This window comes from Pseudomonas sp. CCI3.1 (assembly GCF_034313985.1).
In the GTDB taxonomy this organism is placed as follows: domain Bacteria; phylum Pseudomonadota; class Gammaproteobacteria; order Pseudomonadales; family Pseudomonadaceae; genus Aquipseudomonas; species Aquipseudomonas psychrophila.
This window is the reverse complement of the sequence record NZ_JAVIWO010000001.1, coordinates 766,890-785,155: the sequence shown is the minus strand read 5'-3', so window position 1 is coordinate 785,155 and position 18,266 is coordinate 766,890. Positions and strand designations below refer to the sequence as shown.

Genomic DNA, 18,266 nt, shown 5'->3' with positions numbered 1-18,266 from the left:
CAAGGAACCGGATAGCAGGTTCTGGTAGCTGAGCAAACCCGCCCACATTCATCAGGCCGCGAGTTTCGAAGCACTGAGGGACTTCTTGAGTGAGGCTTTCATCGCCAGCATTTGCTCACCCAATTCATCCAGCTTGGCTTTCCCGAGCAGCTTTTTCACCTGCGGAAACATGTCTGTTTCTTCTTCCTCGATATGGTGCTCAAGTAGCTCTTTGACGACTTTGAAACGCCCGGCGAACTCGGGTGTGGTCGGGTCGGTTTTCTTGAGATCGGGAAGGACGAGTGAGTCAACAGTGCGGTGTTCTTCTTTAGCCTCGTAGTACATTTGCGCTTGTTCCTTGCCGCCAGCCTCCTTGAAAGCGGGATAGAGGATGTCCTCTTCAAGTTGCGTGTGTATGGTGATTTCCATCTCAAGTTTATCCAGCAGTTCTGTGCGCTTTTTTACCGCTTTGTCTGTCGAAGCGCTGAGCTGAGCCAGAATTGATTTAACTTTTTCGTGGTCAGCTAACAGAATCTCAATGGCGTTCATTAGAATTATTCCTCACTATCACGGATGAAGGGTTCCCGCTCTGTCTGGGCGGGTTAATCGTCCTGATAGCTTTCGCAAATGTTATGCCAGAAACTAACGTTTTAAATGTATATGTTTTTTAATAACTTACGAGGATGATAGCCAAACACAATCATGCAGCCTGCCCGAAGCTTTTGTTTTAATCAGTGCAAAAAGCAGAGTGTTGCGGGTGTTGGTTTTGACGCGTTCAGATTTCGAGTCGAGCCTGTAGCGCCCGACGTCAGGGCATTACGTTCTGGTCTCACACACGGCGGCAACTCACCGGTAACCGCTAAGCCACTGCTGTGTGGTGGGTACATAGGCATGGCAGATCACAAGCCCATCGGGAAGCCGGTTTTTACCATCATTTGAGTTGATTACACTGCTGTAAACCCGATAAATAATTCAGCTGTTCACTCATCAAACCTTGTGGAGGGACCCATGTCGTTGAAAGAAGACATTGTGAACTATGTGGCGAAAGAGTTTGCTGTCGAGCCAGAACATCTATGGGAGAAGTTCCCCCGCTATGCGGTTTTCAGGCACTCGGGCTCTAAAAAATGGTTTGGAATAATAATGAACGTGCCCAAGGAGAAACTGGGTCTGGCCGGCGAGGGTGAAGTTGAAATTTTGGATGTGAAATGCCATCCGGAAAAAACGGGCTCGCTGCGTAAACTTGAGGGTGTTTATCCGGGCTACCATATGAATAAAGAGCACTGGATCAGCGTGCTGTTGGACGGCTCGGTAGCCGCCAGGCAAATTCACGAACTCATTGAAGATAGTTATGCGTTAACCCAGTAGCTGAATTCTGTAGCCGTTACGCACTGCACGAATCAATTCGATAGCAGAGCCCAGAGCGTTTGTGTTTTGGTCAATCGGGTTAATAGGGCGGGTGTTGGCTCGTCGGGAAGGGCGGCCATGCGTTTACTCTGGATGATGAACAATTAAAGCCCGCCTTCGGGAGGATGGGCTGCAGCAGATAGGAGAGACTGAATCGGGCCTACCATAGAGATAGACTTCTGGGGCTGCTGTTGGCCGAATACTGCCTTGCTTGAACGACTGTAATCGAGCCTTTGCAGCCGGTCGCGTACAACCGCAATCGATCAAAAGCATCTGCTCATTAACGGGGCTGCGGGGCGGTAAAGTCCAGACGTCGTGTAGGTCGATGATTCAGCACTTGTAAAGTAACGCATCAACTACAACGCCAAACGCTGATGAATGTTCACGTCGATTCGGGTAGTAGAGATGGTAACCGGCAAAGGGTTGGCACCAATCTTCCAACACCCGCACAAGGCTACCGCCGGCAAGCTCCTTCGCCACCATGTCCTCAGGCAGGAAACCCAAGCCACATCCTGCCACGGCCGCACGCAGGATCGGAACGCTGCTGTTGAACGTCCATTGCCCTTCGACACGGGCCTTTAATGGGTGACCATCCTTTTCAAAATCCCACTGCATCAGGCTGCCATGGGTAGGGAGGCGCAGATTGATGCAATTTTGCGCCGCCAGATCACCGGGAACCTTCGGTATTGGCCGCTGTTTGAAATACTCGGGTGAGCCCACGACTGCGATGCGCAAGGGTGGCCCGATAGGAACGGCGATCATGTCCTTAGCCACCTGATCTCCCAGCCGTACCCCGGCGTCATAGCGTTGCGCGACGATGTCGGATAGGGCGTAGTCGACGGTAATTTCGACATTGATGTCCGGATAGTCGGGAAGCACCTTTAAAAGCTTGGGCCACAGAATATTGTTGGCGGCATGTTCGGATGCTTGAATCCGCACATTGCCTGCCGGGGTGTCACGAAACTCGCTGACCGCTGCCAGTTCGAGTTCGATCTCATCGAACCGCGGTGCCATCGACTGATACAGCCGCTGACCCGCCTCGGTCGGTGAAACGCTGCGCGTGGTACGCGTCAGCAGGCGCACGCCCAATCGGCTTTCCAGCGCGCGCATGGTGTGGCTCAGCGCCGACTGCGAGACGCCGAGCTGGGCGGCCGCGCGGGTGAAACTGCCTTCGCGGGTGATGACCACGAAGGCTTGCAGGTCGTTAAGATTGGCGCGGGACATTGATGAGAACCTCTCATTAGGGGCGCGGGATTAATCCATCAAAGCAGGTTGCACACGGATGCGCGCCCCGAAAGAGAGTTGATTACAAGGTGCGGGCGTAAAACGCATTCAATTTACCAATCGCGGGATCAACATAACGCGGCACCCAATAGGTTTCGATGTGTGTCGCACCATCGAGGATAAACACTTCTTTGTCGGTGGTGCCGGTGGCTTTGGGGAAGGCATCCTGCGTCATGTACAGGCTGTCGGCTTTGCTGCCGGCGATCATCAACAACGGTTGGTTGATCAGCTCGATATGGTCAGTGGCGTCGAAACGCATCAAGTCGATCAGGCTGCTGGTGGTGTATTTGAAGGTCGAGTTCGGGTGCGCGTGGGTCTTCCAGTAGTACTCATAACCTTGGCGGTACAGCTCGAAGGGCAGTTTGGCAATCTGTTCGTCGGTGAGGTTGGCATCGCCTGAATACAGCACCGCGCCGCCGGTAGCTTCTATAGCGCGGGCTGCTGACGCCTGTTGCAGGCGTTGCTGGATGCTGTCCATTTGCGAGTCGTTGTAGCCGTTGCGGCGTACCCGCCCCGAGTTGAACATGCTCACCGTTGCCAGCGATTTGAAGCGTTTGTCGGTTTGCGCTGCAGCCAACGAATAACCACCGCCACCACAGATCCCGAGCAGGCCAAGACGCTTGTTATCGACGCCTGCAAATTGGCTGATGAAGTCGGCCATGCCGTGAATGTCTTCGATGCGATATGCCGGTTTATCGATGCTGCGCGGCTGCCCGCCGCTGCCGCCCTGATAGGCCGCATCGGCAGTGATGGTGATGTAGCCCTGTTCGGCCAGGCGCTGTGCGTAAAGACCGGCGACTTGTTCTTTCACGCCGCCATTAGGGTGTGCAACGACCACGGTCGGGTAGGTCTTCTTCGCATCGTAGTTGGCCGGTGTGTACACGTTAGCAGCGATGTCCAGACCATTAAGCTTGTAGCTGACCGGATGGATGTTGACCTTGCCAGGTTCGTTCTTGCTGATCGCGTCATCATAGGTGAGGGTGAACGGGTTCTTTTTGTAATCGCCGGCCAAGGCTTCGCCCGCCGAGAGGCCGACCAGTGCCGACATGAAAGTGGCTTTGAGAGTGTTTTTCACGTGAAGCTCCTGAGCAGTCAAAAGGGCGGCAGTTGCAAAAGTTTTTGGGTCAGTCGAGCTGTTTTTCTTTGAGAAATTTCGCGACCAGGTCAGCGATCTCCACGTTGTTCAGATCCGACATGAGGAAGTGGGTATTACCGTAAATGCCGATTTCCGGCAGGTGGATCAGCCGCACATCACCGCCGTGACGATTGACCGCGTCACGCCAGAGCCGCGCCATTTTCAGGCGTGCGCGCCAACTGTCTTGAGCGGGCAGGTCGACCGTCTGCTCCGGGATGTTGTCGCCGTATAGGATCAGAATCGGAATGCGCGTGAGGGCCAAGAATTGCTCCATCGGCACCGCCGCGCCTTGCATCGTATCGAACGCGCTGGGAATGGGCGCCGGCACTTCACCTTGCGCGAACACGAAGCTGCTGCCTGGCTCGAACGCCACGATGGCGTTGACCTTGTGGTTCTTGATCGCCGTCAACCAGCCCGGCCCGCCACCTTGCGAATGGGTGAACAAAATCCCCGGGCCGATTTTGTCGAACAGTGCTGACACGCTATCAGAGACCACGCCCACGTCGAACGGTCCGGTGTTCGGCGTCATCGCCCGGAAAAACTGCCCGCGGGTCTGGGCATCCTTTGCTACTTGCACGCCGTTGAAGTAGTTGGGCCACAGGCCGATGCGAAATTGGTTGAACCACAGCTGTTCGTCAGGCACAGGCTTGATTGTGGTCTCGACCATGCTGCGCCCGGCATCGCCACGCCGTGGCTGATCGATCAGATAGACGCCGTAATGATGTCGCAGAAAGATGTTCTGAAAGCCTTCGCGACCATCTGCGGTGGTTTCCCAGGTCTTGGAAAACTGACCCGCGCCATGCCACATGACGATGGGTAGTTTCCGTGCATCGACCGGGATTTGGTAAAAGGCGTAGGCGTGATCACCGTGGTAGGTCTGGCCGTTGGGCGTCATCGGTTGACGCGGGTTGAAGGTGCCCGGTGCGGTGATCATCGTTCCGCCGGCGGCGAAGCTGCCTTGTTGTTGAATCAGCAGCGGGCCTTCGAGATGGTTTGCGCACGCCGCCAAGAGGCTCAACAGCGAGATGCTCAGCAGGTACTTTGCCGGTTTCATATCATTCTCTTGAGGCTGCGAGGGCCTGGGTCAACGCGGTGTTGGCACGTTCAGCCGTCTGTGCATCGCCGTGTTTTTTCAGCAGTTCCGTGACCTCGCTCAACTGTGCAGTGCTCAGACCGACGCGCAGGCTCGCCGCCATGTGCGAGCGCAATTGCGGCTCGACTCCTGGCGTGGCCGCCAGCGCCCCGACGGTCGCCAATTCGCGGCTTTGCCAGTCGAGGTTGTCGCGCTCGAAGATGTCGCCGAAGAGGTGGGTTTGCAGGAACCGGTTGATTACCGGGGCGAAGTCGAACACCGGGCCTTTAACCGGTGCGCCCGAGATCTTGGTTTGATTTGCGGTGCCGGCGGCCAGCAGCTCATCTCCGAATGGGGTCGCCCGGCTCGGCTCACGCCCCGGTGCATCTTCAATGCCGCTCTGTTTACGCGCCTGCACCACCGTCATCAGCTCGTTCAAGGCGTTGAGACTGCGCGGGAAGCCGACGTAGGCGTAGAGCTGGACCAGAATTTCGCGAGTTTCGCTGATTGTCAGACCGGCATCGAGTCCCTGGTTGAGTGCTGTGTTGAGGTTAGGCATGTCGCTGGTCGCCATGAATGCGGCGATCAGGGGAATCGTTTGTTGTTGGCTCGACAGCGTTGTTGCGCGGGTTGGCGTGCTGGTCATGTTCTGCGATGCATCGGCTGCTTGAGTGGTAATGCTGAACATCGCCCCGATGCCCAGACAGAGCACCATGATCGCGGGGAGGGCAGTGCTGTTGCGTGGGACAGTGGTCATCGTAGAAGGCTCCATCCATTGCGTGTCACTGAGGTGTTGCTGGATCGTACGGAGGATGGTTGTGGCGATTAACCCCGAAATTGCGCATGGACTCCTGAGCAGAACTCATGAATCGACATTGCCATAACCGCTGCAATTCCAGCGCGACCCGCTGGTGCGGGGCCTGGAGGTTGGATGACTGTTTGTGACAAAGATGCCGGGCTAACAGCTTCGACACATTCAGTAACTTCATTGGCCGGCGTATTGCGCCTCCGAGACCTGCTCCTCACAGGTGACGGTCTTGCCGTCCTTGGGTTCAGCGATAGCGATGTGGGTCATGCCGTTGCTGGTCGTGGCGCCATGACCGAGGGCTGCGAGCCGTTCGGGGTAACGCGGATTTCGCTGGCGGCCAGGGATTCTGCCGTCATAAGTGACATCGCTACGAGTGGCGCGATCAATCGGTTCATTGGATCAACTCAGTTCAGGCAGTGAAAGCAGCGTCGTATTGGCAGACTCAGAGTCCTGTCATCTTTAGTACCGATTCCGGCAGGCGTTCACCGTGCACCTGGATCTGCGCCATCTGCTCGTTGATCACGCGCAAATCGTCGCAGGTCAATTGCAGCTGGACGGCGCCCAGGTTCTCTTCCAGCCTATGCTGCTTGGTCGTGCCCGGGATCGGTACAATCCACGGTTTCTGTGCGAGCAACCAGGCCAGCGCCACTTGCGCCGGGGTGGCGTGTTTGCGTTGCGCGACGGCTTTTACCACATCGACCAATGCCTGATTGGCCTTACGCGCCTCAGGGGAAAAACGCGGGACGAAGTTGCGGAAATCACTGGCGTCGAACTGCGTGTGCTCGTCGATCTGACCGGTGAGGAAACCGGCGCCGAGCGGGCTAAACGGTACGAAGCCGATCCCCAGTTCTTCCAGCACTGCCAGTAGCTCCAGCTCCGGGCCGCGCCAGAACAGCGAATATTCGCTCTGCACCGCCGTGACCGTTTGCACCTCGTGCGCCCGGCGAATGGTTTCCACACCCGCCTCAGACAGGCCGAAATGCTTGATCTTGCCCTCGGCGATCAGATCCTTGACGGTGCCGGCGACGTCTTCGATGGGCACCTGGGGATCAACGCGGTGCTGATAAAACAGATCGATGCAATCGGTGCGCAGACGCTTCAACGAGGCCTCGGCCACGGCGCGGATATGTTCCGGGCGGCTGTTGGTTCCGCCGCCGCGTGCGCCGGTGATCAGGTCTATATCGAAGCCGAACTTGGTGGCGATGACGACCTGCTCGCGGATCGGCTGCAAGGCCTCGCCCAGTAGTACTTCATTGGCGAACGGACCATACGCTTCGGCGGTGTCGAACAAGGTGATGCCTTGCTCGTGGGCTGAACGAATGAGCTTGATCATGCTGGCTTTGTCGGCAGCCGGCCCATAGACCGAGGTCATGCTCATGCAGCCAAGGCCCAGTGCAGACACCTCCAGGCCATTGCCCAACGTGCGGATTTTCATGATGTCACTCCGTACAGAATTCGATTAACCCGTGAGGGGGTGATCGCTCAGCCAGCCGTTCACGCGTTCCATGGTCTTGCGCTCCTGCTCACCCTCCATCACAAAACCGTCCATAACCTTAGCCTTCGGTGCGTGCTTGACCAGCACGCTGCGGCTGTTGCCCACGCCATAACCGCCATGGGTGTTGAAGGGGATCAGGGTCTTGTCGGTCAGGTCGTGGGCGCTGAGAAAGGCGCGCACGATCGGTGGGGAGGTTTCACCCCAAATCGGAAAACCGAGATAGATCGTGTCGTAGTCGCTGAGGGTATGAACCTTGTTTTGCAGCTCGGGTTCGAAGCCGCTGTCACGCTCCTGACGCGCCTGCTCTACGGTTTTCAGATAGTCCTCAGGGTAGGCGTGGGTCGGGCGAATCTCGAAGAGATCGGCACCTAGCCCACGCTGGATCAGCCCTGCAACTACACGGGTATTACCCGAGCGCGAGAAGTAAGCGACCAGAATCCGCGAACCTGTACGCGATATCTCACTGGCGCCTTGCGTGCCGGCGAGCGACAGCAGCGGGGCGCTGGCCAGTGCGGCGATCACCGTGCGCCGCAGCGGATCGTGATCGTTGTTCATCGGCCTACGCGCGCCTTGAGCGCCTCGGGATAGCGATCGCCTTCAATGCTGATCTGCGCCAATGCAGTATCGATCGCTTTGAGTTCGGCGGCGTCGAGCTTGATGTCCGCGCCGCCAAGGTTTTCTTCTAGGCGATGCAACTTGGTCGTCCCGGGAATCGGTACAATCCACGGTGCCTGTGCGAGCAACCAGGCCAGCGCGATCTGCGCGGGTGTGGCCTCTTTCTGCGCGGCGATCTCACGGATCAACACCACCAACCCTTGATTGGCTTGCAGTGCCAACTGGCTGAAGCGCGGCACGATGCTGCGAAAATCGTCGCTACCGTAAGTTGTCTCTGCCGACACGGTGCCGGTGAGAAAACCCTTGCCGAGTGGACTGAACGGCACGAAACCGATCCCTAGCTCCTTGAGCGTCGGCAAGATTTCCTGCTCAGGCTCGCGCCACCACAGCGAGTACTCGCTTTGCAGCGCTGTGACCGGCTGCACCGCATGCGCACGGCGAATGGTCTGCGAACCGGCCTCAGACAGGCCGAAGTGCTTAACCTTGCCTTCGCCAATCAAGTCCTTCACCACCCCGGCGACGTCCTCGATCGGCACGTCCGGATCGACGCGGTGCTGGTAAAGCAGATCGATGTAATCGGTCTTCAGTCGACGCAACGAACCCTCGACCGCGACCCGGATGTGCTTGGGGCGGCTGTTGAGAATCTGCTGTTTATTGTCGTCGCCGAAGGTGAAGCCGAACTTGGTGGCGATGACCACTTGATCGCGCACTGGTGCCAGGGCTTCGCCTACCACTTGTTCGTTCAGGTAAGGGCCGTAAACCTCGGCGGTATCGAAGAACGTGACGCCTCGGTCAACCGCCAAACGGATCAGCGCAATGGCTTGTTGTGTGTCCGTCGCCGGGCCGTAGCCATGGCTCAAGCCCATGCAACCCAAGCCCAGGGCTGACACTTCGAGTGAACTGTTTCCGAGTGTGCGCTTGTGCATTTGGATCTCCCGACAGTTGGCGTTGGGAAAACAGTAAGCGAGCTAACGAGTGGGAACTAGCCGGTTAAACCGGCAAGGGTTCATGAATTTTGCTCATCAGTTCCAGAAAGGGAGGTGGCGACGGTGTCTTTAGGGGCGCCTAGGCGCTCTGAGCAAGGGCTAAGTAACAGGCCCAATGTTCGCGTTCGATGGTAAATGATTGAATGCCCGCTTTGGCCTGAAGCAGCCTTTCGTGACTGAACACACAGGCTGCGGGCCAGGTAGCGTGATGGCTGACTACGATGGCTACCTATCAACCTGTTACGCTCCTTTCGAGGCGGAGCCCAGTGAAGGTGATGTCGAATCCATCCCTGTTGGACAGTTGATGCATTCAGCGGCAGAGGGTTAAAACTGTCCAAGTGCTCCGGGCAGCGGGTCATGATTCGCCAAGGATGGAGGCTTAGGGTTGATTGGCCCTTCGGGACAGGCTGCCCCTCCAGTTATCATGAGACACTCTCTATTTGCTCAATACAGGAGAAGGCAGAGTGCTGAACATTGGAGTTCTGGGTGTGGGCGAACTGACGGAGAAGATCGTGATTGGCTTACGCCGAAGCGGGTTCTCGGGAAGGGTTTTGCTTTCACCGCGCAACAATGACCGTGCCCGAGAGCTAGGCAGGCTCTGGGCCTGTGAGATTGCGCAGAACAACCAAAGTGTGGTCGATGACTGCGACCTGCTATTTCTGGGCGTCCGACCTGAAGCTGTTGAGCAACTTGCCAATGAGGTACGACTCAAGCCCGAACAGACGCTGGTTTCGCTCGTAGCGGGTATGAGTATCGGCGAATTGGAACACAGCTTTCCCAACGCGCGGCATGTCCGGGCGATGCTGTCCTATGCCGCTCAGATTAACCAATCAACAGTTGTCGTGACCCCAGGCGGCCAGCCTCATGAGAGCCTGCTCGGCGCCCTTGGATCACTGATCGTGGTCGACCAAGAGGACGCGTTTGAGCTCGCCACCGTGGCGGCGTGCATGAACGGCTGGTTTTATTTCTTCCTGGGCGATCTTCAGGAGTGGTTTACCGGGAAGGGTCTCTCTCATGAACAGGCAGCAGAGTTGGTGATGGGCAATATGCAGGATTGTCTGACCAGTGCACGGCACCAACCTCACGTCAGCATGGAAGTTCTGGGCGGTCGTATTGCTACACCTGGTACGTTCACTTCCGCCGGGTTAGAGAAGCTTCGAAAGAATGGCGCAATGCAGGCTTGGAGAGACGCATGTGATGAGGTGTTCGCGCGTATGAGAAAGGACGTTTAGCATCTGCGTTTGCAATGTCTGCTTTTGGCCGGGAACTTGCCCTTCGTGTCAGGCTGCTATCGGCCAAAAGCAGTCATGCGCACACCTGGTCAAAGTGAAACAAGATTCGTGCGTGTACTCCGCGAAAAAAGAAGGCAACATTCACTTCCCCCATTTTTACCCAACTCTTGAGCAATGGAGCTTCGCGTCAATATGGAAATTCAAGAGATCAGACAACGCTTGGCCAGGCCGGCCACAAAATTCGTCGCTGGCGGATTTCGACCTACCAAAGAGACTGAGGAAAGCTGGATTGGAAAAGTAATCCTTTTCCGGCCTGATGAAGTCATACCAAGAAACAAAGCCGGAGATGAGCTTCATCCGTATGCACAGTTTCACCTACCAAGCCTGCCCTTTATCAGCCCGATTCTTAAAGGGGTTCGTACACTTACACTGTTCGTTTCTGATCCCTTTCCAGAGCAGTTCGAGCCGATGGGTAACAATTGGCTTATCAGAGAGTATGGAGCTGACGATGTGCTTATCCGCAAGGAACTGTCGGTAGCCGGCTCGTACATCAAGCACTTCCCCTTGAAGGCTGAATTGGTGGCAGAGGACTTTCCTCTATGGGATGGAGGCGGAATGCCGGAGGACATTGAAGCCGAAATACTCAGGCTTGAGCGGACAGGTGAGATACAGAGCTATTACGATCTTATAACTCACGCATACGAACACAAGATCGGTGGATACCCCTCATTCTGTCAGTCTGGCGTTGACCCCGGTGATGATTTTGAATTCGTGTTCCAGATATCGTCTGACCCAAAAATAAACTTGAATGTGGTGGACGGCGGCAGCCTGATGTTCTGGAAAAATAACACCACTGGCACATGGGCTATTTACTATGATTTCTACTAATCGTCATGATTAAGCGCCCAAGATTAATTGAGATCCATCCACTTCGTAGTCGGCTCACACGCCGACCTCTACAGCAGATCTCCAGGAGGTCTGCTCTACCCCCAAATGCGACCGTACCCTTCGCTTCATATTCTCCGACTTAGGCAATGGGGCGATTACTAACTTTCGATAGGTACTGTTAAAGATGCCTGGCCGAACCTCATGCAGTTTTTTCATGAGCTTGGTAAGGTATACGCGCGAAGCGCGGGCAGGAACAATTGGTAAAGCTTTGCGCGTCACTTACCCCGTCAGTGGAGGAACTAGTTATGGCAGGGATTTTTGCCTATCGGTGTAGACGTTGCGGCGACATTCATGAAGGTTCTCCATCGTTTGGCTTTAACGCCCCAGATGCCTATTCGTGTCTCACTGATGAGCAGAAGGATCTGCACGGATGGATCAATGATGACTTATGCAAAGTAACCATTGAAGAACACACAGATTTTTTCATTCGCGTGATCCTTGAAGTCCCCATTCACGGTGTGAGTGAGCCATTTCTTTGGGGTGTGTGGGTGTCTGCTTCGCAAAAAAGCTATGAGCGCTGTGTTGAGACCTTCGACGCGCCAGTAAAGGGTGATGGTTTCTTCGGATGGGTCTCTAACGCTATTCCTTGGTATCCCGAGGCCAGACATCTAGCCACCAATGTTTACCTGCAAACGGACGGAGGTCGCCCCCTACTGCGGTTACACTCAGGCGGTACTGATGATCATCCTCTGATCCATGATCAAGAGAATGGGATAACCATGACAAAGGCTCAAGAGATCGCTGAGTTTGTTCTGCACAACGCAACCTAGGCCGCGCTCAACTTATGTATCTGAAGCGGGCGCCCGCTTCTGGCCGGAAGCAGCCCTTCGTGACAGGCTGCTATCGGCCATAAGCAGTCATGCGATCATTGGTCGTTGCAGTCCTTTGCTGCGCCACCCTTAAATCTGCCGCTGGAGCCTTTTTTTTTCATGGCCATGTCATGGCCAAACGTTCAGCCAATTCGCGCATTGAAGTCAGCATTGATTGCTTTTGGCCCGGTAACGTAGATGGAAATGATTTCCCTTAAGCCTACATAGCGTAATCTAAGGTTTGGCTGCAAGAATTAGCGAATGAGTATTTGCATCTAAGCACAAAGCTGGATAACCGTTTATGTTTAGACAGCGGACAAGATCTGAGTTGATCGCCAGCATGAAACAGTCGTCCACGCCGCTAAATGAGAAGCGTCCAGCAAAATACTTGTAAGCTCCAATACCGTTCTTGCGATCGAACTCGTCCAGCCTACGTTCTTTCCAAGGTGCCTCTAGCACAGTTACTGGCCAATGTTGTTTGTAGAAGCCGGCTCGCAACACCAACTCGTCACCGTCAAAAGTTGCTAGGTTGCACCTCAGTTGCCAGCCTATGATCGCCACCAACGCCGCAAACATGGTCAGGGCGATACATTCGGCTAAGGTAAATTGTTGGCGACTTCCGACTGACCAGCCCAGTACGAGGAAAAATAAAAACAACAACACAAAACTGATCATGTTAATTGCTAAGACTTTGCGGTGAACTGGAATCAGGATTGAAACCATCGTGCGTACTCCTTCCATGGATTTAGGCTCCTAGCCAAGCAGGGCGCAGAAAAGCTATCTCCAATGCCTGCTATGGGTCTATAGCTGTCACTCGTAAACGTCAGCTTTCTACCCGTCGTAGCTAACACTTGCTATTTATTAAGGCTTTTGAGTGATCAGATCAAAACGGTGCCAGTTGAGTGGGCCTGAGGGTGTTTGAGTCATTATTTGCGTCTCGCGAAGAAGATTTACTTCCATCTCCTCGCACATCCGACGGATGTCCAGCTCGGAGTGGAAGGTCAAATGAGTAAAAGTCGACCAGCCATGCTGGGGACCAAAAAAATGCCCGACAAAAACTCCCCCTGGTTCCAGCGCATGCAGAACCTGATTCCAGAGTTGTTTAAAACTTTTCGGTCGACAAAAAGGCAAGGCCAATCCGGCATGGATCAGGTTTGATCTAGGTAGTGCAGGCAAACATTCAAAGTCCGAGAGGCAGGTAGTCAGCATTCCTGCATGACCCCCTGAGCAGTTTGCTATCGTACGAGTAATTGCCTCTGGTTCATTATCGACAGCCAAGACGTCCCAGCCCGACTGCATAAGCTGCTGCGCTTCCTTTCCTGCGCCGCACCCCAAATCTACTGCCTGGCGAGCAACTGACAAATTACCAGCAAGGTTTATCGCTCGGGCTAGCAGAAGGGATGGGCCTTGACGCTCGGTCTCATCATAAAAAGCGTCCCAGCTAGTCATGGATAAAACATCATCATTTCTTGAAATTGTTGCCAATCAGTTTTCATTCGAACTCCTTTTCATTGTTTTATTGCAGCAGGATACGTTAAGCGTTTTTCTGTGGACAGGTGAAAGGCCGCTTATGGCCGATTTCTGCCGGTCAGGAAAGGCCGCTATCGACCCAAAGCCGCCATTGATGAATGGCCGAAGTCGGCCAAAAGCAGACGCTGGATCTATGGAACCAGATCATCCCAATTACACTATTAATTAGCTAACCAGTCCGTCGGTGGGTAATTGCGTGGACTTGACCACCCATTTGCATTCGACTTGACCAATCGCTTGCATCGGACTTGACCAGCGCACATACGCTCTATGACTGGCTGAACTCGATCCAAAGCAAACGGTGGCGAAAGGCATAAGTCAGCCAAAAGCGGCCCTGAGGGCTATGGATCCAGATCACCTAGTGGCACTGGCGCTTAGCTGACCAGTCCGGTGGAGAAATTCTCTACGGCGAAGTCCACAAATGCACGTACCTTGGGTGCCATTTGCCTGCTGCTTGGCCAAACGACGTGAAAGGTACTACCTCCTACCAGGCTACTGCTGAGTACCTTTTCTAAACGCCCATCAGCCAAGCGATCTTTGACAGCGAAATCAGGTACGCACGCGATCCCCCGCCCAGCCTGCGCAAGGTAGATCAGAGCCTCTACGTTGCTACAGACCATAGTGGTCGGGAGAGACTCGCCTGCTTGAATGGCCTGTTGTTTCTTGAAGGGCCACTGATAGAGCTTGCCTGAATTCTGCCACCGGTAATGCAAGCAGCAATGATCTAAGAGATCGGCGGGTTTGGTGGGAATCCCTCGGTTTTGAAGGTAAGCAGGGGACGCTACAAGGCATGACCGGTAAGGCCCAAGTGGTCGGGACATTAGTCTCGAATCTTGGAGTTCGCTTCCACGGATAACAACATCGAATCCTTCGTCGATCACATCCACCATGCGGTCAGTGAAGTCCAGATCCAACTGTATCTCCGGATAGCGCTCCATGAATGCGGAGATAACCGGCAAAGGCAATCCTGCAGCCAAGGCCAAGCCAACTCGCAAACGCCCGCGAGGGGAGGTTGTCATCGCCGAAAGATCATCTTCTGCGGCTTGGATCTCGCCGAGGATGCGCCTGCACCTTTCCAGAAACACTTCACCCTCAGACGTCAGTCTGACCGTCCGGGTACTCCGTTGGAAAAGCCTGACTCCAACACGCTCCTCAAGCCTAGAGATGCTCTTACTGACGGCAGACGCCGATATCCCGATTTTCCGGCCCGTCGCAACAAAGCTCTGGCTTTGCGCGGTCTCGACGAAAATCTCCAGGCCACTCAACGTCTCCAAAACCACCTCCAGATTAGTGACTGTTTTGTCATCAGTGTTATGTACGTTACCTGCCTTAATCTAGGCCAGTCAACGGCATACCATAGTCAACACAACGAGGCAGTTGCTCTCTTTCAAAGAGCACCCATTTCTAGCGATGTCGCAGTTGTGGCTAACCACAACGTCATCTCGGGCTTGGCCGTCTCTCCCCGCAGTTACTCGCTGGAGTAACGCAATGGAGATCATATGAATCCTTCAAAGTCTGCCGAAAAAGTATGGTTCATCACCGGGGCATCCCGTGGTTTTGGGCGTATCTGGGCCTCTGCCGCGCTGGAGCGTGGAGATAAAGTTGCTGTTAGCGCACGCGACGTGTCGTCCCTTCAACCACTGGTAGAAAAGTACGGGGATGCGGTACTGACTCTGCACCTTGATGTTACAGACCGCGAGGGTGTGTCCCAGGCCGTGACAACGGTCAGCGAACACTTCGGTCGCGTGGACATTGTGCTGAGCAATGCTGGCTACGGGCATCAGGGAGCGGTAGAGGAGATATCCGAAGCAGAGGCCAGGGCGCAGATGGATACCAACTTTTTTGGAACAATGTGGCTGGCCCAGGCGTCAATGCCGATCTTTCGTGCTCAGGGCTTTGGCCATTTGCTCGCGGTGTCGAGCGTTTTGGGCGTGTTCTCAGCCCCCACCTTTGGGGTCTACAGCGCATCCAAGTTCGCGGTGGAAGGGCTGTTTGAAGCACTGTCCCAGGAAGCCAGTTTCTTTGGTGTCAGCGTTACGCTTATCGAACCAGCGGGCTATGCAACAGACTTTAACAACCCTTCCTCTGCCAAGTATTCAGAAGCTATCGCAGCCTATCAGCCTGTACGTGATGCCCTGAGCCAAGCATTCGAGGGCTATGCCTTTGGCGATCCAGAAGCAACCGCGAGAGCGATTCTGAAGGTCGTGGATAGCCCCAAGCCACCGCTTCGAATCGCATTAGGCGCGGCAGCCATTGACGAGATAAAGGGTGCCTATCAAAGCCGGCTCGCCACTTGGAACGACTGGCGTGAAGTTTCGGTGGCAGCCCAAGGCTAGTAAGGAAAGTTTCAAAGCATGGCGGAAGAATCATTTAGCCGCCGTTGCTTGAGGCTATTACCGACCTACTTCATCCCGATTGGTGGTGGCTTTTTTACATTTATCCGTTTGTTCACGTCGCCTCAACAGGTGGCTTTTCTTGAAAACCGGCGATCTAGCACAAGGTCGCAACAGCCGAGAGCGCATATGAACACTGCTAACCGCTTGACCATAATTGCTGAATCCCAAGCCTACTGGCGCGTCATCTTCAACAATCCACCGCTCAACCTGTTTGATCCGACGATGTTTGCTGAACTGAACGTCCTGATGGACAACATCGAGAAGGACGAGCACCTCAAAGTCGTTGTGTTCGAGAGCGGAGACCCAGATTTCTTCATGAATCACCACGATGTCGAAAATCGGCTGACCGTTCCCAATCAACCAGGCGCAATGCCATTCTTTGGTAACTGGCCGAAGTGGGTCACCCGCCTTGCGCAGTCTTCCGTGATTAGCATTGCAAAGGTACGTGGCCGAGCTCGTGCGCAGGGCTTTGAGTTTGCATTGGCCTGCGACATGCGTTTCGCATCCAAGGAGCACGCACAGTTCGCATTGATCGAGGTTGGCGGTTCGTCAATCCCCGGTGGTGGCGGTGTCGAATGGCTCTCCGCACTGGTCGGACGCTCACGTACATTGGAAATCGTTTGCAGTGCTGACGATTTCGACGCTGACATTGGTGAGCGATATGGCTTCGTGAACAGGGCTCTCCCAGACGCGGAACTTGATGCTTTCGTCGATGCGCTCGCACACCGTATGGGAGGCTTCGAGAAACGCGCTCTGGAGACCGGCAAGAGAATGGTAAACGCTCGTGCAGGCGTTCCCTCTGAAGGCGATCTGTGGATGTCGAACCATATCCTTCAGGGTGTAGATCTGTGGCCTGAAGCTCAGAATGCATTCACAAAAATGCTCGACGCCGGGCTGGGTAAAGTCGGTGAGTTTGAGCTGAACTTTGCCGAACGACTTGGCGATTTGCCTGCTGCTTAATTGCTCTGGTAACTGACCCGTCACCCGTTGTGAGCCGCAGTCGAAACGACCTGCGGCTCACAAGTCCATCGAGGATTGACCATGAGCGCTTATGTTGTTTACGTCAGAGATCGGATCACTGATCCAGAAGAGTTCAAAAAGTATGAGAACAGCGCGGGGGGCGCGTCGGCGGGCCATCCTGTCACACCACTAGCTTTCTACGGTGCAGTAGAAACACTTGAAGGCCCTCCAGTAGATGGTGCCGTTATCCTTCAATTTCCTACCCTGGCGGATGCCAAGGCTGCCTACGACAGTCCTTTGTACCAAGAGGCTCTGAAGCACCGGTTAAAGGGGGCAGAATACCGCGTATTTATTGTAGAAGGGTTGCCTGAGGTGGCTGTTTCTACACGATGAGGCTAGGCCTATCGTCGCCTCCACTTGGATCATATAAGACACAACTACTGTCAGTCACGACTGTCCGCTTTTGGCCGTAAGCAGCCTGTCACGAAGGGCTGCTTCCGGCCAGAAGCGGACGTTGAAAAAACACCGTTTAAACCGAATTGGTTAATTCGATCTCACTATCATCACTTCAAATTACTCTGGAAAAAGCTCGCCAGCTTGCCAAAAGGAATGAGGTCGACCCGATCATAAAGGTCAACATGGCCCGCGCCAGGAATGATAACGAACTCCTTGGGCTGGCCAGCAAGCTTGTAAGCTTCTTCGCTGAACTCTCTTGAGTGCGCGTCGGCTCCGGCAATGAACAGAATTGGACGAGGTGAAATCGTCTCAATGTCATTGAAAGGGTAGAAGTTCATGAATTTGATATTGCTCGTAAGCGTCGGGTGCGTGGTCAGATCTTTGGACGAACTGGCTGGCGTGTATTCACCCCGTGGCGTGCGATAGAAGTCATAGAATTCTCGCTGGATCGGATGCGTGTTTTCGTCCAGTTGGTGCACTGTGCCGCTGGTGTAGAGGGTTTCTCCGCCCGTGAACTCTACATATCGCTGCTGTGCGGCTTGCGCGATGGTCTCTTTGCGTTGCTCAAGCGTCTGCCCATGCTTCAAGCCATTACGATTGGCTGCGCCCATGTCATACATGCTGACTGTTGCGATGGCTTTCATGCGTGGGTCGATCTTAGCCGCGCTGATAACAAAGCTGCCGCTCCCGCAGATGCCGAGTGCGCCTATCCGTTCTTTATCGATAAAAGGCCGGGTGCCAAGAAAATCCACCGCAGCACTGAAGTCTTCGGCATAAATATCCGGCGAAACTGCATTGCGTGGCAGCCCCTCGCTTTCACCCCAGAATGAAAGATCCAGTGACAGTGTCACAAAGCCCTTTTCTGCCAGTTTCGTGGCATACAGATTAGCGCTTTGCTCCTTGACCGCGCCCATCGGGTGGCCAACAACAATCGCAGCACTTTTAGTGTTGGCGTCGAGGTTTTTGGGGATAAAGAGATTACCTGACACGTTCATCTGATACTGGTTTTTGAAATTGACCTTCTGCACGGTCACTTTGTCGCTGGTATAAAAATTATCCGCGCCGTTGGACATATCGGCTCCTATTGCTGAGAGTGAACTGACAAGAAGCGTTAATAAAACAATGATCTTTTTCATTGGAATTCCTATCGATGCAGA

The 18,266-nt window shown here is 54.5% G+C and carries 19 protein-coding genes and 1 pseudogene; 7 read left to right on the top strand and 13 right to left on the bottom strand.

Features of this window, described 5'->3' with window-relative positions:
• Positions 1 to 51 precede the first annotated feature (51 nt).
• Entirely contained in the window at positions 52 to 528 is a 477-nt protein-coding gene (locus tag RGV06_RS03410) for a hemerythrin domain-containing protein (protein ID WP_322149370.1), read from the bottom strand.
• A gap of 459 nt (positions 529 to 987) precedes the next feature.
• Here RGV06_RS03410 and RGV06_RS03405 point away from each other — a divergent pair, with 459 nt between their 5' ends.
• A complete protein-coding gene (locus RGV06_RS03405; protein ID WP_322149368.1) occupies positions 988 to 1,344 on the top strand; it encodes an MmcQ/YjbR family DNA-binding protein in 357 nt (118 codons plus the stop codon).
• A gap of 369 nt (positions 1,345 to 1,713) precedes the next feature.
• Here the strand turns inward: RGV06_RS03405 and RGV06_RS03400 are convergent, their stop codons facing one another.
• From RGV06_RS03400 to RGV06_RS03365, 8 genes and pseudogenes are all read right to left on the bottom strand, one after another.
• Entirely contained in the window at positions 1,714 to 2,607 is an 894-nt protein-coding gene (locus RGV06_RS03400; protein WP_019825697.1) for a LysR family transcriptional regulator, read from the bottom strand.
• 82 nt (positions 2,608 to 2,689) lie between these two features.
• Complete coding sequence (locus RGV06_RS03395; protein WP_198822976.1) at positions 2,690 to 3,742, bottom strand: alpha/beta hydrolase; 1,053 nt, start codon at positions 3,740 to 3,742, stop codon at positions 2,690 to 2,692.
• A 49-nt stretch (positions 3,743 to 3,791) separates the two neighbouring features.
• Positions 3,792 to 4,736 carry an alpha/beta hydrolase gene (locus RGV06_RS03390; RefSeq protein ID WP_322151822.1) on the bottom strand — a complete coding sequence of 315 codons (945 nt, stop codon included), beginning with the start codon at positions 4,734 to 4,736 and terminating at the stop codon, positions 3,792 to 3,794.
• Positions 4,737 to 4,857: 121 nt separating this feature from the next.
• Positions 4,858 to 5,631, bottom strand: coding sequence for a carboxymuconolactone decarboxylase family protein (locus tag RGV06_RS03385; RefSeq protein WP_322149366.1), 774 nt, complete (start codon positions 5,629 to 5,631; stop codon positions 4,858 to 4,860).
• Between the two features lie 228 nt (positions 5,632 to 5,859).
• A pseudogene (locus RGV06_RS03380) lies at positions 5,860 to 6,077 on the bottom strand (hypothetical protein).
• Positions 6,078 to 6,124: 47 nt separating this feature from the next.
• Entirely contained in the window at positions 6,125 to 7,117 is a 993-nt protein-coding gene (locus RGV06_RS03375; protein WP_322149364.1) for an aldo/keto reductase, read from the bottom strand.
• A gap of 24 nt (positions 7,118 to 7,141) precedes the next feature.
• Positions 7,142 to 7,732, bottom strand: a complete 591-nt coding sequence (locus RGV06_RS03370; protein WP_046810132.1) for a flavodoxin — start codon at positions 7,730 to 7,732, stop codon at positions 7,142 to 7,144.
• Complete coding sequence (locus tag RGV06_RS03365) at positions 7,729 to 8,718, bottom strand: aldo/keto reductase (protein WP_322149363.1); 990 nt, start codon at positions 8,716 to 8,718, stop codon at positions 7,729 to 7,731. Before RGV06_RS03365 ends, RGV06_RS03370 begins: the two co-directional genes overlap by 4 nt.
• Before the next feature lie 524 nt (positions 8,719 to 9,242).
• Here RGV06_RS03365 and RGV06_RS03355 point away from each other — a divergent pair.
• The 3 genes from RGV06_RS03355 to RGV06_RS03345 all read left to right on the top strand — a co-directional run bounded on the left by RGV06_RS03355 (position 9,243) and on the right by RGV06_RS03345 (position 11,728).
• Positions 9,243 to 10,010 carry an NAD(P)-binding domain-containing protein gene (locus RGV06_RS03355; protein ID WP_322149362.1) on the top strand — a complete coding sequence of 256 codons (768 nt, stop codon included), beginning with the start codon at positions 9,243 to 9,245 and terminating at the stop codon, positions 10,008 to 10,010.
• A gap of 192 nt (positions 10,011 to 10,202) precedes the next feature.
• Positions 10,203 to 10,898, top strand: coding sequence for a DUF1963 domain-containing protein (locus RGV06_RS03350; protein WP_019822621.1), 696 nt, complete (start codon positions 10,203 to 10,205; stop codon positions 10,896 to 10,898).
• 305 nt (positions 10,899 to 11,203) lie between these two features.
• A complete protein-coding gene (locus tag RGV06_RS03345) occupies positions 11,204 to 11,728 on the top strand; it encodes a DUF2199 domain-containing protein (protein ID WP_322149361.1) in 525 nt (174 codons plus the stop codon).
• A 273-nt stretch (positions 11,729 to 12,001) separates the two neighbouring features.
• Here the strand turns inward: RGV06_RS03345 and RGV06_RS03340 are convergent, their stop codons facing one another.
• The 3 genes from RGV06_RS03340 to RGV06_RS03330 form a co-directional block, all read right to left on the bottom strand.
• On the bottom strand, positions 12,002 to 12,508 hold the full coding sequence (locus RGV06_RS03340; RefSeq protein WP_322149359.1) for a hypothetical protein: 507 nt from the start codon (positions 12,506 to 12,508) through the stop codon (positions 12,002 to 12,004).
• A gap of 120 nt (positions 12,509 to 12,628) precedes the next feature.
• Positions 12,629 to 13,252 (bottom strand): class I SAM-dependent methyltransferase, encoded by a 624-nt coding sequence (locus tag RGV06_RS03335; RefSeq protein ID WP_322149357.1) that lies wholly within the window; start codon positions 13,250 to 13,252, stop codon positions 12,629 to 12,631.
• 419 nt (positions 13,253 to 13,671) lie between these two features.
• Entirely contained in the window at positions 13,672 to 14,571 is a 900-nt protein-coding gene (locus tag RGV06_RS03330; protein ID WP_322149356.1) for a LysR family transcriptional regulator, read from the bottom strand.
• 225 nt (positions 14,572 to 14,796) lie between these two features.
• On the opposite strand from RGV06_RS03330, the gene RGV06_RS03325 reads away from it, so the two are divergent.
• The 3 genes from RGV06_RS03325 (at position 14,797) to RGV06_RS03315 (ending at position 17,046) form a co-directional block, all read left to right on the top strand.
• Positions 14,797 to 15,633, top strand: coding sequence for an SDR family NAD(P)-dependent oxidoreductase (locus RGV06_RS03325; RefSeq protein ID WP_048351394.1), 837 nt, complete (start codon positions 14,797 to 14,799; stop codon positions 15,631 to 15,633).
• Positions 15,634 to 15,651: 18 nt separating this feature from the next.
• Entirely contained in the window at positions 15,652 to 16,653 is a 1,002-nt protein-coding gene (locus RGV06_RS03320) for an enoyl-CoA hydratase/isomerase family protein (RefSeq protein WP_322149355.1), read from the top strand.
• An 81-nt stretch (positions 16,654 to 16,734) separates the two neighbouring features.
• Entirely contained in the window at positions 16,735 to 17,046 is a 312-nt protein-coding gene (locus tag RGV06_RS03315; protein ID WP_048351392.1) for a DUF1330 domain-containing protein, read from the top strand.
• A gap of 170 nt (positions 17,047 to 17,216) precedes the next feature.
• On the opposite strand, the gene RGV06_RS03310 is transcribed toward RGV06_RS03315, so the two are convergent.
• Positions 17,217 to 18,245, bottom strand: coding sequence for an alpha/beta hydrolase (locus tag RGV06_RS03310; RefSeq protein ID WP_322149354.1), 1,029 nt, complete (start codon positions 18,243 to 18,245; stop codon positions 17,217 to 17,219).
• Positions 18,246 to 18,266 lie beyond the last annotated feature (21 nt).

Coding starts and splice junctions, on each gene's coding strand:
- RGV06_RS03340 (WP_322149359.1), bottom strand. CDS start 12,508: ATGGAAGGAGTACGCACGATGGTTTCAATCCTGATTCCAGTTCACCGC.
- RGV06_RS03350 (WP_019822621.1), top strand. CDS start 10,203: ATGGAAATTCAAGAGATCAGACAACGCTTGGCCAGGCCGGCCACAAAA.
- RGV06_RS03345 (WP_322149361.1), top strand. CDS start 11,204: ATGGCAGGGATTTTTGCCTATCGGTGTAGACGTTGCGGCGACATTCAT.
- RGV06_RS03365 (WP_322149363.1), bottom strand. CDS start 8,718: ATGCACAAGCGCACACTCGGAAACAGTTCACTCGAAGTGTCAGCCCTG.
- RGV06_RS03400 (WP_019825697.1), bottom strand. CDS start 2,607: ATGTCCCGCGCCAATCTTAACGACCTGCAAGCCTTCGTGGTCATCACC.
- RGV06_RS03310 (WP_322149354.1), bottom strand. CDS start 18,245: ATGAAAAAGATCATTGTTTTATTAACGCTTCTTGTCAGTTCACTCTCA.
- RGV06_RS03325 (WP_048351394.1), top strand. CDS start 14,797: ATGAATCCTTCAAAGTCTGCCGAAAAAGTATGGTTCATCACCGGGGCA.
- RGV06_RS03385 (WP_322149366.1), bottom strand. CDS start 5,631: ATGACCACTGTCCCACGCAACAGCACTGCCCTCCCCGCGATCATGGTG.
- RGV06_RS03370 (WP_046810132.1), bottom strand. CDS start 7,732: ATGAACAACGATCACGATCCGCTGCGGCGCACGGTGATCGCCGCACTG.
- RGV06_RS03390 (WP_322151822.1), bottom strand. CDS start 4,736: ATGATCACCGCACCGGGCACCTTCAACCCGCGTCAACCGATGACGCCC.
- RGV06_RS03320 (WP_322149355.1), top strand. CDS start 15,652: ATGGCGGAAGAATCATTTAGCCGCCGTTGCTTGAGGCTATTACCGACC.
- RGV06_RS03405 (WP_322149368.1), top strand. CDS start 988: ATGTCGTTGAAAGAAGACATTGTGAACTATGTGGCGAAAGAGTTTGCT.
- RGV06_RS03315 (WP_048351392.1), top strand. CDS start 16,735: ATGAGCGCTTATGTTGTTTACGTCAGAGATCGGATCACTGATCCAGAA.
- RGV06_RS03375 (WP_322149364.1), bottom strand. CDS start 7,117: ATGAAAATCCGCACGTTGGGCAATGGCCTGGAGGTGTCTGCACTGGGC.
- RGV06_RS03410 (WP_322149370.1), bottom strand. CDS start 528: ATGAACGCCATTGAGATTCTGTTAGCTGACCACGAAAAAGTTAAATCA.